Here is a 12721-nt window from a genome sequence, read left to right on the forward strand (position 1 = left end):
CGATCGGCTATATCCCACCGGCAGAGGCCGAGGCAAACTACTACCGGCAACTCGCCAGTCAGGCAGCCACCGTGGAGGCCTGACTTAAACCAAACAGCCTCCACGAAAACCGGGGCGGTTCACCCACTCGATCAGCTCGACGTGCGGTGCTGGGCATAGAAGAACGCCAGCGTCTTGGGCTCGCTGTCGCCGCTCACGCCGTAGTCGATGGTTTGCCTGGCCTTGCCATAGCCGCGATCCAACAACGCATTGGCCGCTGCCACGCGAGCCGCTGGCGGTGCCGTCGCGTCATGCATGATGGCAGCCAATGCTTCAATGGCATCGCATCCATACCCTTGCGCCACCGCCCGGACGTCCGTCATCACTTTGTTCGGAGTGCCCGCTTTCCGGCCTCCCGTCTTCTTTCTGCTTGCCATATCTACTTGCCTCTACTTTAGACATTCCCCTCGGGCTCCCACGATCAGTTGCGCCCCACGATCTGTATCGTGCTCACGCTAGCCTGCGTGTACCACGGCCCATCGGGCAGCTCGCAGGACAGGTCGTGCGTCACGGTGTTGATCCAGAAGGCTCCAGGAACCCCAGGGATTGCCGTTGCAGCTTTCGATGTGTCTGAGCCTGCATTGTTAATGCTCAGCATGCGACCGAGCTGCACTTCTGGATTGAACTCCATGGTGACGTCCAGACCGTACATGGTGTACTCGGGGAAGCCGACGAGACCCATGCCTGATCCCGTCTGGATAACCACGCCATCTCGATTCTGGCCATTCTTCCAGACGTACAGCGAGCCATCCGAGATCATGTAGGGGACGCCGGCGGCCGTGCAGATGTCCTCAATCTGCTGAGCTGGCGAGCCCGCGCAGGCGTGGTTCGACAACACGGCGCTCACACCGTTGTTGACGAAGTTCAGCGGCGGCTTGCAGGCGGCGCAGATGCCCTTGAGCATTGCGGCAACGTCCGCCGCCCCTCTCACGCTGGTTCCCGGAATGGGCTGCACCTGGAGGCCGATTGTCGATGAGCACTCCAACTCCAGACACACGTCCGGCATCGCGTTGTAGTTGATGTGGGCACTGAAGATGCCGCCCGAGAACACCACCACATCGTTAGCTTGGCCTTCGCCATAGGCCGAGATGCTGATGGTGTTCAGGCCCATTTTCCCCATATCGAACCCTAGGGTGGACAGTTGCGCCATGTCCTCCGGCTTCATGCCCCAGATCTGGATCAGCGCCTGCCCGACGAATGCCGTGTCGCCGCCGATGCAGGATTGAGCAGTCACGCGGCTGCGAAGCCCTCGCAGCGTCAGCGCCGTGGCACCGTTGTCGAACTGATAGTTCGATACCTTCCCCTGTTGCTCGTCGCCGGCATTCAGCCGGATCGTGAAGGACAGGCCGCGCTTGGCGAAGCTCATACGATTGCCTCCTGGCCGGCCATCGCCTGCCGTTTGCGGGTGACGTGGTACGGGGTGAGTAATGCGTCAATCATGGTCGGTTCCTTTCGTGGTGGTGGTCTGGAAGTCGCCGCAGCCGTGGCGCTGCATCGGGTAGTGCGTCCCGTGGCCGCAGACGCAGGTGCCCACGCCCGCAGCCGGGTTCACGGTGTCGGGCTGGAAGGTGGTACAGGTTTCGCAGGTGATGCACGGGCGCGGCACGTAGCCACCAGCCTTGCGGATCGCGCACCACGGACAGCCCAGCGCACGCGGCCAGCCGGCCACCATGGGCAACACGGCGGCAATGCTTGGGTGGACGAATACCGGACCGCAGTGCGCGCAGTAGATCGGTGCCGTGTCGTCGACCGGAACCTTGCCGGCCTGCCGGGTCGCAGCGTCGCCCAGGGCACGCAGGTAGTCCGGCAGATGGTCGCCAGGCACAGCTGCCCACAGCGGCAGGTCAGCGGAGGGAATGCGGGCCACTGCTGCGCGATCCACGCCCAGTCGGTCGGCCAGTGCCAGCAGTGCCGCGCGCGTGTCCACCCTCACAGCAGGGTCGGTCGGCGCCGCTTCCACCGTTTTCGTTGTGCCCCTGCTTTTTTCGGTGGGGACAGTGGGGACATGGGGGACATGGCTTGCCACAAGGGCTTGCGGTGTCCCCACTTCCTGCCGGGGGCTGGGGACACTGGGGACAAAGCCATGCGCCTGCAGGATCGCCGCGACATTCATGCGTCACCCCACAAGGCTGGTGTGATGACGTACACGCGCGTGCATCGGTCGTCCGGCAGACGCGTCTTGCGCGTGAGCCTGCCATCGCCGCCCACTTCCAGCGCGCCCGCATCGGCAAGCGCCTTTGCCACTGCGCCAGCATCGAAGCCGTTGCACAACTCGCGCTTGAACGACTCGGCTTCCACGTAGTACGTGGGGCCATCCGTGCCAGCCTTGCGGAAGCCAGCGCGGTTGATCGTGCGCGGTGATCGGTCATCGGCGTTCCAATCGGTGAACCGCGATTCGCCATGGGCCGACAGGAAGGCCCGCACCTGGTCGACCATGGCCATGGGCTCGGACGCCTGCGCGGTGCCGCGTCCCGCCAGCCATGCCGCGAAGCAGACCGATGCCGCACGCTGCGCCTCGCCCGTCTCCCACCCGGTCAGGCGGTAGGCCGTCGCCAGTTCACCCGCTGCCGCCACCAGGGCGAAGCGTTGCGCCACTCGCCGCACCTGTCCTGCAGCATCGTCGCCGGCCAGCTCCGCCGCGATGCTGTCGCGAAGGCTCGTCAGCGCCTCCCGCGCCGTGGCCGGATCAGCCACTAGTGCCCGCAGGAACGCCGGCAGTGCGTGTCCGTAGTGCTTCGCGCTGGCGGACTTGAGCGCATCGGCGAACGCGCCCGCCGTCATGCCGTCCGGTACACGGTCGAACAGGCCCAGGCCTGCACCTGCATCGGCGGGAAGGTCGATGACGCGTACCTCCTGCCCTGCGCGCACCTTGCCGCCCGCTTGCGTCACCAGATCGGATAGCGCCACCTCGCCGGATGACAGGAACAGGGTGCGCCATGTGGTCAACGCACGCGGCGAGCCGTCACGCGCCGCACGTCCTTTACCCTGCCCATTCGCGAGCATGTAGGCGGTCTGCCCCGCGATCTTGGGCGCCAGCTCGCCGATTTCGTCCAGCACCAGCAGCAAGTCAGAGTGCATGCCGGCGACGCCTTCCAGCCCGTTGTCGGTATGGCGCCACGTCCGCAGGTAGTCGGGCGAACCGAACAGCGAGGCGGCCACCAGCAGCGCCGTGGTCTTGCCGGTGGAACTGCCGCCGCGCAGATGGATGCCGCCGCCGGCCATGCCCAGCAGGCCGAGACAGGGGCCCGCGAAGCCAGCGCAGATCGCCAGCACCAGCCGCGCGTTGCCAGTGCAGCGGGCGGCCACTTCTTCGCGCCAGCCGTCCAGCGTGCCGTGCTGTCCCAGCGTCACGCCATCCATCGTTGCGGCCTGAAACAAGACGGGTTCCGCGTCGGTGTCGCCGAAGGTTTCGCGTGGCAGGACGAACACGTCGCCGTGCCAGCCGGTGCGCTTCACACATTGCGCGGTCACGTCCGGGCGTTCGCCCTGGATGTAGTCCACCAGCTTCATGCGATCCCGGGAGGATGACGTGATGGTCAGCCCTTCAGCCAGCAGCTCACCACGCAGTTCCTCACCGCTGCCAGCCAGCATCCGCATGGGCATCGTCCATCGATGCGTGCGGCGATCGCGGTCAGGGAACACCAGCAGGCGCCCCCACTCGCTGCCCTGCGCATCGCGGGTCATCGCGGACACGGTGAGCGGCGAGCAGATCCAGACCGGTGCCGCCTGCCCGGTGATCGTGCCGTCCTTGTCGCGGGCCACGTCGCACCAGTAGACGCCGGCCCGCTGGTTGCCGTCACGACGTTCCAGCAGCAGGAAATGCGGGCGCGGTTCGGGCTTGTCCCCACTGTCCCCACTGCCGTCGGCTGGCTGGGGACGGCTTGAGGCCTTGTGCGATGCGGTGTCCCCATTGTCCCCACTGTCCCCGGTGTTTTCGACAGGGGCACGACGCTGCGGCGGCTGCAGGCGATCCAGCATGGCCAGTTCACGCTCGGCGCGATCCTCCAGCGAGCGGAGGGAAGCCGGCAGGGGCTCGATGGCGTGCGTCATGCCAGCACCTCCCGTGCCCGGGCGATGCGATCCTCTGCCAGCGCCAGCCGTTCCACATCACCAGGTGGCAACGCCTTGCCGGCGAGCATGTCGCGTGCGGCCAGCAGCACCACGCCAGCTTCGCGCCCGAGCACGCCCAGCGCGGCAGACCAGGCACTGCGCTTGACCGCATCCCGTGCCCGCTGGCGCGCTTCCGGCGACGGGTCGCGGATGCGCTCGGGGAACAGGTCGGCCAGCTCCAGGCCCAGCGTGCCGAGAATCGCCGGGGTGTCGTGGCAGGCGAAGCAGGACAACAGGATGCGCCCGTCGTCCGCTTCGGTGACGGACAGCGAGCCGCGTGCCTTCGCATGCCCGTTCGGGCAGTTCGCGCGCCAGCCGTCACCGCTGCGCCGCACGCCTTCCAGTCGGGACAACAGCATGGCGGCGTTCATGCCCGCCCCCTGAGCCCGATCAGATCCCGCACCGCTTCCTTGAACGGCAGTTCGGTGCGGGTCATGTGGAAGGCCACCATGTCGCCGTGAGCGCCGCAGGTTGGGCAGTGATAGGTGCCCTTGCGGCTGATCAGCCTCACGTTCAAGGAGGGCGCGTGGTCGTCGTGGAACGGGCACGGGGCCATCGCCCAGCCTTTGCCGTCGGCCTCGCCCAGCTTCTCCAGGTGTTGCGCGTAGTAGGTAGCAGGGTCGGGCAGACGATCATGCCAATCCTTCGGCAGGTAGGTGGTCGGTGAGCGATTCATTGCTTACCTCCCGGCACCAACGTGTACAGCGCAACGTTGTTGTGCTGCCGCCCTTCCGTGTCGGCCCGACTGATGCGCACGGTGGCGATGTTGTGCCCCTGGTCCCGCAGCTCCTTCACCCGCGCGGCGGGCATCATGATGTTCAGGCGTCGCCGCGCGGTGATCGTGTCGATGGAGTCGTGACGCAGGTGCGCCAGCAGGCGCTGACGCTGGGCGGCGGTGCTGGTATCGGTGATAGACTGAAGTTGTCCGCCAAGACAAACCTCGTTGCCCGCCTCGCGCGGGCTTCGTCGTTTCTGGGGGGCGCTCATGCCGCCACCCGCTCAAGGTATGCGCGGACGCTCTCCACAGACCACGCAGTCGTGCGCGGGCCTAGCTTCACGGGCTTGGGAAATTTGCCTTCGCGAACCCATTGCCAGAGGGTGCTCGCCGAGATCGGAATCAGCGCAGACATGCCTGGGTCGTCGGCAGTGGGTTTCTTGCCGATGAGTTGCGACTGGCGCAGGTAGCCAGTGGCGGGGAGCAGTGCGCCCGGATGGATCGGGTCGGATGCTGTCGATCGTACATTCACGTAATCGCTCCAAGTTCACCGCTACCGCATGGCAGCGCATGGCTTCGGATGAAGCGACCCGATTACTCCCCGAGCTACAAGGGTGGCTGTCAACTGCCCAACAAGTAGCGCAAAAAAGCCCTTATTTTAAGTGCTCAAAAAAAGCCGAGACACCGGGTGTCTCGAAAACAAGACACCCGGTGTCTATCTCAGCAGCTTCTTTACCCCGCTCACGCTCAAGCCTTCTTCAGCGGCAAGGGTCTGCAACCATGGGATCACGCCTGACGCAATCAATTCAGTCTTGCGAGCTTTGATTCTCTCGCGCCGTTCTTTCGGCGATTCACCAGGAACAGTGGCGGCCATCTTTTCCTCGTAGGCCATTCGGTGATACGTCACATCGACCGGGATGCCGATGTAGTCGTACAGGCGAAGCTTCCCATCATAGACCGCTTCGAGAATTACAACTCCAACTTTTTCCATAACTGCAATGTACGCGCGCATGGCATCACTGGGCTCGAGTTCTGCCAGCATCGCGTTGCCACTCTCCGCCACTTTTTTGAGTGTGCCATCTGCATCAAGGTTGTTCTGCACAAAAATCCTTGCGACAACGCCAGCGATAATAGGAACCGGAAAATAAACATGACCTTCGTCGGGGATGGTTCTTCCGAACTCTTTCAAGCAGTAGTGGAAATTGATACGCATACCTTCTGCATCAGACCACGCTTGCAATTCCGCGAGGTCAAGGCGTGTTTCATTGACAATCTGTCTCAGGGCCGTATGTCGCTTTAGATACTTGAAGGACTCGCTCACAGCATCGCCGGTGCTAGCCTTTTTCTTCGCCGGCTGAACTGGTGCTTTCGACGGAGCCTTGCGCTTCACATTGTTCACCTTAGTGGCCACCACGCACACCTCCACGCCCTTCAAGAGAAGCCGCGCCAGCCGGGCGAGCTGGCGCGGTGGTCGACGTCAGGGTTTCGGTAACATTCCACGCTCGATCAACAGTCCGATCAACAGGTTCCTCGCGAGCCGATAGATCATTTCTTGGCGTGAACTGAGGCCGTGCGGCTGATGTTCGGACGTAGGGCTACTGGATTGTGCTGCATCGGGGCGCTGCCCGGCACCGTGGGTCTTCAGCCGGAACGGAATGATGATGGCGCTCATGCGTTGCCGCCCTGCGGGCATAGCCTGTCGAACGCAGCGAACAGCGCCTGTTCGGCATCCTTGATGCTCTCCAAGTCGACGCCCAGCGAAGCGAGCCATGCCTTCGCCGCGTTACGCTTCTCGATCAGCTTTCGGCCCTCAGCTATGTCGCGGCGCATCCTCTCCATGGTCAGTGAAGGGAACTCGTCCGGCCACATGTCGCGTATCATCTCTTTTATACGAACGACGTTGATGCTCGTTTCATACACCGCGCCATCGGTCGCCTCGGTTTCCCACTTGCCGCGGTTCTCCATCATCCAGCTATGGCGAGCATCAAGCTCAACGCGATTCATGCGGCGCTTGGCTGTGCGTTGAACGGCCCTCGGCATTTCCAAGACTACGGCGCTCATGTCGAACGTCCTCCCTTGATCAGTTGGAGCCTGGGTCCTGTTCCTGGTTCCTTCCCCCATCTTTCGTTCAGCAGCGCTTTGAGCTGGCACCTTCGCTCTTCTCTCGCAAACTGCTCCTTAGCGGTAAGCACCCTCGGAGTGTATTGAGGCGCTCTGGGTTGCCCCTCTTCGACCGTGCCCCACCGCTCGTCCAGTAGTGCATTCAACTGGCGCATCCGCTCCTCGTTCATGCGTCGGCCCCCGCTGCAACAGGTCCAGTAGGAATGACCTGGAGGAGGCAGGTAGCGTCCCTCAGCGAATTGAAGAGAGCTCGCGCCATCGCTAGCTGCTGGACAGCGCCCCATTGCACTTGATCCAGGTCTTCATCGTGCTGGAACGATTCGGATGCCTGTTCAAGTAGGCAGCAGATCGAGCTGTAGACCTGATCCACGCTCGCCGGATGATGGCTCCAATTCACGCCTAAACCGGGCAGGCACGCAGCTTCACCGCTGGGCCGAACGATAATGTCGCAGAGCGCGACAGGCTCTTGCGGTGTCACGCCGGGCAGGCTGACATGAGTAACTTCGATTGCGCTGGTGACGTTGCGTGGCTTCATGGTCATGCTCCACCTCTGCACTTGATGCTGAAGGAGCCACCCAGTCGTTGCGGCAAGGTGGCGGACGTGCAGGGGTAGGAAACCGGGGATCAAGGAAACCCAGCCAGCCCGAAGGCTGCCCTGCACGCCCACCGTGAAAGCGGGCATGACGCAACGGGCACAAAAAAAGCGCCATCGGCGCCGTTGCGCCTTGATCTGATCAGGTTCCTACACCTGGCCCCCGATTTGGCGGGGACGGGGTGAGACTGCACCCGCTACTATCCGCAGTCAAGCGCTGTGACGTGAGCAGAGGTTAGAGGTATGAGCTTGTGCCTTTCCCGCGACGAGATCGCCGAACTCTGCCGCACGCCGCGCAAGGCGCGCCAGCTCGCATTCCTGCGCCAGAACGGCATCCGGCACTACCTGGACGCCTATGGCTGGCCCGTGGTGACGCGCGCGGCCGTTGAGGGCATGAAGGAATCGGAGCCTGCTCCGATACCCTGGAAGTCGAACAAGGCGATCGACTGAGCGCAGTCACCGAGCCTTACGCTTAAACGGCACTACGTCGCCGCCAGCGCGCAGCCCGTCCAGGTAGTCTGCCCAGCCCTGCATCATCCGCTTGCGCTCGTCGAGGTACTGCGCGGCGTGCGTGTATGCCTCGCGCACCTTGTTGCTTTCGGCGTGGGCCAGCTGGCGCTCGATGGCATCGGGGTTCCAGCCCATCTCGTTCAAGCGGCTGGCGGCCATACTGCGGAAACCGTGGCCGGTCATCTCGTCCTTGCCATAGCCGAGCCGACGCAGTGCGGCGTTGACGGTGTTCTCGCTCATAGGGCGGCTGCCGGTGCGAATACTGGGGAACACGTAGCGCCCGGAACCCGTGAGCAACTGCAGTTCACGCAGCACGGTCACTGCCTGCGATGACAACGGCACGATGTGTGCCGCCTTCATCTTCATGCGTTCGCCGGGGATGCGCCAGATAGCGCCGTCCAGGTCGAACTCTGCCCACTCCGCATGCCGCAGCTCGCCGGGACGTACGAACACCAGCGGCGCCAGCTTCAACGCGGCGAGCGTGACAGGCTGCCCTGTGAAGCCGTCGATGGCGCGCAGCAGTTCCCCTACCTTCGTCGGGTCGGTGATCGCGGCGTGGTGCTTGGCCTTGGGCTGCTTCAACGCGCCGCGCAGGCTGGCAGTGGGGTCGGCCTCGGCCTTGCCTTCCAGAATCGCCCAGCGGAACACCTGCCCCGCCTTGACCTTGGCGCGGTTGGCCGTGTCCAGCAGTCCCGCGTCTTCGATCTTGCGCAGCGCATCCAGCAGAACACGCGGCGTGATGCTGCCCAATGGCAATGCGCCGATCTCGGGGAACAGGAAGGTTTCCAAGATCCACTTGTTCTTCAGCTTCGTGATCTCGGCAACGTCTTGCCGCGCCATCCAGTCACGCGCCACCTTCTCGAAAGTGTCCGCGGCGATTTCCGCAGCCTTGACCCTTTCCGCCTTCTCGGCTTTCCGCTGCTCGCTAGGATCAACGCCAGCGGCGAGCAACTTGCGCGCGTCGTCGCGCCGCATGCGTGCATCGGCCAAACCGGTGTCGGGATAGGTGCCCAGCGCTAGCCGCTTTTCCTTGCCGGCGAACCGGTACTTGAGCCGCCACCACTTGCCCCCGGCTGGCGAAATTTCCAGGTACAGGCCGCCGCCGTCGAACAGACGTTGCGACTTGTCGGCGGGCTTGGCCTTGCGGATGGCGGTGTCGGTGAGCATGGGGGCATTTCCAGCCTGTACGGCTCGCGAGCGTGCGTGATGCCCCCGATATTGCCCCCATCTGGGGGCAGATTTCAATGGATGCCATTGGACGGCATCGGACAAGAAAAAGGCCAGAACCTTTGCTAGAGCTAGGGTTTCCGGCCTTCGTTGGGCTGTATCGGATGACTTGATGGTGCCCGGAGCGGGGATCGAACCCGCATGGCCGCGAGGCCGAGGGATTTTAAGTCCCTTGCGTATACCAGTTTCGCCATCCGGGCGGCGAGCGGAATGCCTGTGCCCAGGCCGCGCGGATCGTAGCACGCACCCGCCGCGCGACCGCGCTGCCGGATGCCCCCGATACCGTGCCACACGCACGAAAAACCCGCCATGCGGCGGGTTTCGGAAGCTGGCGCGATGGCCAGCGACAGGCCCGAGGCGACGGGCGCTGCGGCATCGACCGCCTGCGCCTGGGCCTAGGCCTGCGCCTGGGCCTGCAACGCAAACATCTGGTCCTTCGGATACTGCCAGGACACCGACGCCATCCATCCTTCGATGCCATCGGCCACGCCTGGGGCGTGCTCGACGTAGGTTTAGGGATCGGCGTACCTGGCCGCAAGCTCGGGATCGCGGTTCGCAACGCCTTGGAAGAAGGCCATCACCTTCACGATGTTGCTCATCGACATCACTCGTCCCTCACGCGAAGCGCCCGGCTTCCTCGAAGCTGAGTCTCGGATTGCGTGGGAAAAGCGATCCCGAGTCGCCGTAGCCGAGACTACATTGGTCGAGCACAGCGACCGATATCGCATTTTTCATCGCTGCATTCCTTATCTGGGTATTCTTCGTGTTTTTCTCAGGCGACGAAGCGAACGACGCCGCCATCCACCCGCAGCGCCGCGCCGCTGGTTGCGGAAGCCTGTTCCGAACACACGTAGACGATCATGTTGGCGACCTCGCCGGTGGTCGCGAAACGCTGGATGAGCGTGGTCGGACGCATTGCTTTCAGGAAACCTTGTTCGGCTTCCTCTTGCGTGATGCCGCTGGCCTCCGCCTGCTTCGCCATGAAGTCGCCCAGGATTTCGGACCGGGTGGGCCCGGGCAGCACGGCATTGACGGTGACGCCGGTGCCCGCGGCCGCCTCGGCGAGACCACGCGAGACCGCAAGTTGAGCGGTCTTGGTCATGCCGTAGTCGATCATTTCCTTGGGGATGTTGACCGCGGATTCGCTGCTGACGAACACGACCCGACCCCAGCCCTTCTTCACCATGCGCGGCAGGTAGTGGCGCGTCAGGCGCACGCCGCTCATCACGTTCAACTGGAACAGGCTGAGCCAGTCCTCGTCGGGGATTTCCGCGATGTCCTCGACGCCTTTGTAGTCGCGGATGTAAGCCGTGCCCACGTTGTTCACGAGGATGTCGACGTCCGGCACCTGCGCGATCAGGGTCTCGACACCCTCCACGGTAGCCAGGTCGGCGGCGACGCCAACGATGTCGCTGCCGGGGAAGGCCTGCCGCATTTGCCGTACTGCTTCGTCGACCCGGGCTTTCCCCCGGCCGCTGATGACCACCGATGCCCCGGCGCGGGTCAAACCTTCCGCGGTGGCGCGTCCGATGCCTGCCGTTGACCCGGTGACGATCGCTTTGCGGCCCTTGAGTTCGATATGCATGGTATTTCTCTCTGAGTGAGGGTGATCAGGCGGCGATTTTCGCCGCTTGCGCCTCTGCGGCGCGGGCCAGGCGTTCAACCCAGTCCTGGTGATAGCGGTACAGCGCCCCGGGATGCTGGCGCCCGATCACGTCGAGGAAGAAGTCGCCTTGCTGCGTTTCCTCGGTCAGCACGTGGCAACCCGCATCCGTCGGGGTGATCACCCAGCCGTGATAGGCGGTCGAACCGGTTTTATCGCCATCGACCGTCGTTGCCCACGCCAGCCGGCGACCGGGCACGCATTCGGTTACGACGAGCGACATCGGATACCCGACCGTTACTCGACTGTAGCGGGTGCCCAGTGCCAGTTCCGACTCGCCGGACAGAATCCTGACGTGGTTTTCGGCGGGAAAGTAGTGCGCCCAATGCTCCGCATCGACGAGCAGCTTCCACACCACTTCGGGCGGGGCCTTCACGTCGATGTCGTTGAGCGCGTAGATGGCCGAGGTCTTCGGATGGTAGCGCTCGGGCCAGATCACTTTGTCGATCATGTCTGCAATTCCGGTGGGGTCAGGCGCGAGAACGCTCGCGGGCGACGGCCATGTCGGCGAGATCCTTGAGCAGTTTCTCGTGGGTGAGCCAGAAGACATCGGGGGCGGCCTTCGCCAGTTCGAGCCAGAGCGGCCCCTGCATCGTCTCCTCGGTCCACAGATGCGTACCACTTGCCGTCGGCCTGATGATCCAGGCGTGATAGGCGCGCGAATCCGGGTGCGCCTTCGGGCCTCCGCCCCACGCGATCCGCGTCATGGGTTCGAATTCCTGCACGGACGCGAGTACATCCTGACCCGCGAGCGATGCTTCAAATCGTGTCCCAAGGCTGAGTGACTGGTGGCCATCCAGCAACACCGGGATCTCGCTCACGTTCGGATAGAAACTTGGCCACGCCTTCGGATCTACGAGCAGCGACCAGATCGTCTCGGCAGAAGCGGCCACCTCCAACTCGTTGGTGAAATGAATCGGGGACCGGCTGGGCACCATGTCCTTGGGCCATTTGATGATTTCGTACATATCGTTTTTCTCTGATTAGCCGAATGACTCGCTGGATGGTTGCGAACGCTCATGCCGCCTCATGCGGGCTTGACGAGATCCTGGAAGATGAGCCGGGTCCAGGCACGTCCCCGAGCCTGGACGAGCGCGCCCCCTTCGTTGAGCTTGCCGAGTGCGATCGGCGCGAAGCCCAGTCGTTCGGCCAGGGACGCCACCGGCCCTACCGCGCTGTCGTCGTCGCTCGACAGGAACACTACCCGGCGCCCGCCCTCGACCTTAGGGTCGGCGGCCAGCGTTTCCGCAGGCAGATGGTTGAACCCCTTGACGAACCGGGCGTCGGCGAACGCCTTGGCGACGACGGCCGAAGACGGCAGACCGTCCAGGTCGGCGACGGGAACGCCGAACGCATTCGTCGCATCGATGACGGTCTTGCCCTCCCAGCTCGCCAGGGTCTTCGCGACCGCCCGGTGCCCCCAGAACGGAACCGCCAGGATGATGGTGTCGGCCTCGACGGCCTCATGCAGCGTCCTGGGGACGACCGTGGGTCCGATCGCCTTCGCCTGGGGAGCCAGCGCCTCGGGACCACGCCGGCTCGCCACGGCCACCTCCATGTTCTTGCGGGCGAAGGCGCGCGCCAAGGCTTGGCCGACGTGCCCAAACCCAATGATCGAGTAGCTCATGGCATCTCTCCTGTTCAAAGTTTGCTTGGGAAAGATGATAATTGAGATTGAAATGCGTGATAATCAAGCTTATCGCGATAAAACCTATTCCATATTGAGATTAATAAGACCATCCGA

At 63.7% G+C, this 12721-nt stretch carries 18 protein-coding genes and 1 tRNA gene; 1 reads left to right on the plus strand and 18 read right to left on the minus strand.

Translation table 11 applies throughout. The features are described from left to right. Window positions 1-131 precede the first annotated feature (131 nt). The 12 genes from ABQJ56_RS10635 to ABQJ56_RS10690 all read right to left on the minus strand — a co-directional run bounded on the left by ABQJ56_RS10635 (window position 132) and on the right by ABQJ56_RS10690 (window position 7520). A complete protein-coding gene (locus ABQJ56_RS10635) occupies window positions 132-416 on the minus strand; it encodes a hypothetical protein (RefSeq protein ID WP_367844999.1) in 285 nt (94 codons plus the stop codon). Between the two features lie 44 nt (window positions 417-460). Continuing rightward, a complete protein-coding gene (locus ABQJ56_RS10640) occupies window positions 461-1405 on the minus strand; it encodes a baseplate hub protein (RefSeq protein ID WP_367845000.1) in 945 nt (314 codons plus the stop codon). Between the two features lie 66 nt (window positions 1406-1471). Then, window positions 1472-2152 carry a hypothetical protein gene (locus ABQJ56_RS10645; RefSeq protein ID WP_367845001.1) on the minus strand — a complete coding sequence of 227 codons (681 nt, stop codon included), beginning with the start codon at window positions 2150-2152 and terminating at the stop codon, window positions 1472-1474. Then, the gene (locus ABQJ56_RS10650) at window positions 2149-4089 is read right to left on the minus strand and encodes a DUF927 domain-containing protein (protein WP_367845002.1); all 1941 of its coding nucleotides are present in this window, start codon (window positions 4087-4089) and stop codon (window positions 2149-2151) included. Before ABQJ56_RS10650 ends, ABQJ56_RS10645 begins: the two co-directional genes overlap by 4 nt. Then, window positions 4086-4520, minus strand: a complete 435-nt coding sequence (locus tag ABQJ56_RS10655; RefSeq protein ID WP_367845003.1) for an Ntn hydrolase family protein — start codon at window positions 4518-4520, stop codon at window positions 4086-4088. The genes ABQJ56_RS10650 and ABQJ56_RS10655 overlap by 4 nt, the downstream gene beginning before the upstream one ends. Beyond that, window positions 4517-4825 (minus strand): CHC2 zinc finger domain-containing protein, encoded by a 309-nt coding sequence (locus tag ABQJ56_RS10660; RefSeq protein WP_367845004.1) that lies wholly within the window; start codon window positions 4823-4825, stop codon window positions 4517-4519. Before ABQJ56_RS10660 ends, ABQJ56_RS10655 begins: the two co-directional genes overlap by 4 nt. Further along, on the minus strand, window positions 4822-5136 hold the full coding sequence (locus ABQJ56_RS10665) for a helix-turn-helix domain-containing protein (RefSeq protein WP_367845005.1): 315 nt from the start codon (window positions 5134-5136) through the stop codon (window positions 4822-4824). The genes ABQJ56_RS10660 and ABQJ56_RS10665 overlap by 4 nt, the downstream gene beginning before the upstream one ends. Continuing rightward, window positions 5133-5396, minus strand: coding sequence for a helix-turn-helix transcriptional regulator (locus tag ABQJ56_RS10670; protein WP_367845006.1), 264 nt, complete (start codon window positions 5394-5396; stop codon window positions 5133-5135). The genes ABQJ56_RS10665 and ABQJ56_RS10670 overlap by 4 nt, the downstream gene beginning before the upstream one ends. A gap of 183 nt (window positions 5397-5579) precedes the next feature. After that, a complete protein-coding gene (locus ABQJ56_RS10675; RefSeq protein WP_367845007.1) occupies window positions 5580-6275 on the minus strand; it encodes a hypothetical protein in 696 nt (231 codons plus the stop codon). Between the two features lie 66 nt (window positions 6276-6341). Further along, window positions 6342-6536: a hypothetical protein gene (locus ABQJ56_RS10680; RefSeq protein WP_367845008.1), complete on the minus strand. Its 195-nt coding sequence runs from the start codon at window positions 6534-6536 to the stop codon at window positions 6342-6344. Continuing rightward, on the minus strand, window positions 6533-6925 hold the full coding sequence (locus ABQJ56_RS10685; RefSeq protein WP_367845009.1) for a hypothetical protein: 393 nt from the start codon (window positions 6923-6925) through the stop codon (window positions 6533-6535). The genes ABQJ56_RS10680 and ABQJ56_RS10685 overlap by 4 nt, the downstream gene beginning before the upstream one ends. 226 nt (window positions 6926-7151) lie before the next feature. After that, entirely contained in the window at window positions 7152-7520 is a 369-nt protein-coding gene (locus ABQJ56_RS10690; protein WP_367845010.1) for a hypothetical protein, read from the minus strand. Between the two features lie 300 nt (window positions 7521-7820). Here ABQJ56_RS10690 and ABQJ56_RS10695 point away from each other — a divergent pair, with 300 nt between their 5' ends. Beyond that, window positions 7821-8027: a DUF4224 domain-containing protein gene (locus tag ABQJ56_RS10695; protein ID WP_367845011.1), complete on the plus strand. Its 207-nt coding sequence runs from the start codon at window positions 7821-7823 to the stop codon at window positions 8025-8027. A 6-nt stretch (window positions 8028-8033) separates the two neighbouring features. Here the strand turns inward: ABQJ56_RS10695 and ABQJ56_RS10700 are convergent, their stop codons facing one another. The 6 genes from ABQJ56_RS10700 to ABQJ56_RS10725 all read right to left on the minus strand — a co-directional run bounded on the left by ABQJ56_RS10700 (window position 8034) and on the right by ABQJ56_RS10725 (window position 12604). Then, window positions 8034-9254 (minus strand): tyrosine-type recombinase/integrase, encoded by a 1221-nt coding sequence (locus ABQJ56_RS10700; RefSeq protein WP_367845012.1) that lies wholly within the window; start codon window positions 9252-9254, stop codon window positions 8034-8036. 173 nt (window positions 9255-9427) lie between these two features. After that, window positions 9428-9514, minus strand: a tRNA-Leu gene (locus tag ABQJ56_RS10705). Window positions 9515-10086: 572 nt separating this feature from the next. Next, window positions 10087-10899, minus strand: a complete 813-nt coding sequence (locus ABQJ56_RS10710; RefSeq protein ID WP_367845013.1) for an SDR family NAD(P)-dependent oxidoreductase — start codon at window positions 10897-10899, stop codon at window positions 10087-10089. A 25-nt stretch (window positions 10900-10924) separates the two neighbouring features. Continuing rightward, window positions 10925-11428: an SRPBCC domain-containing protein gene (locus ABQJ56_RS10715; RefSeq protein WP_367845014.1), complete on the minus strand. Its 504-nt coding sequence runs from the start codon at window positions 11426-11428 to the stop codon at window positions 10925-10927. 19 nt (window positions 11429-11447) lie between these two features. Next, the gene (locus ABQJ56_RS10720) at window positions 11448-11945 is read right to left on the minus strand and encodes an SRPBCC domain-containing protein (protein ID WP_367845015.1); all 498 of its coding nucleotides are present in this window, start codon (window positions 11943-11945) and stop codon (window positions 11448-11450) included. A gap of 59 nt (window positions 11946-12004) precedes the next feature. Next, complete coding sequence (locus tag ABQJ56_RS10725) at window positions 12005-12604, minus strand: NADPH-dependent F420 reductase (protein ID WP_367845016.1); 600 nt, start codon at window positions 12602-12604, stop codon at window positions 12005-12007. Window positions 12605-12721: the final 117 nt, after the last annotated feature.

The sequence above is a fragment of the Rhodanobacter geophilus genome, from assembly GCF_040812275.1.
Lineage (GTDB): Bacteria > Pseudomonadota > Gammaproteobacteria > Xanthomonadales > Rhodanobacteraceae > Rhodanobacter_A > Rhodanobacter_A geophilus.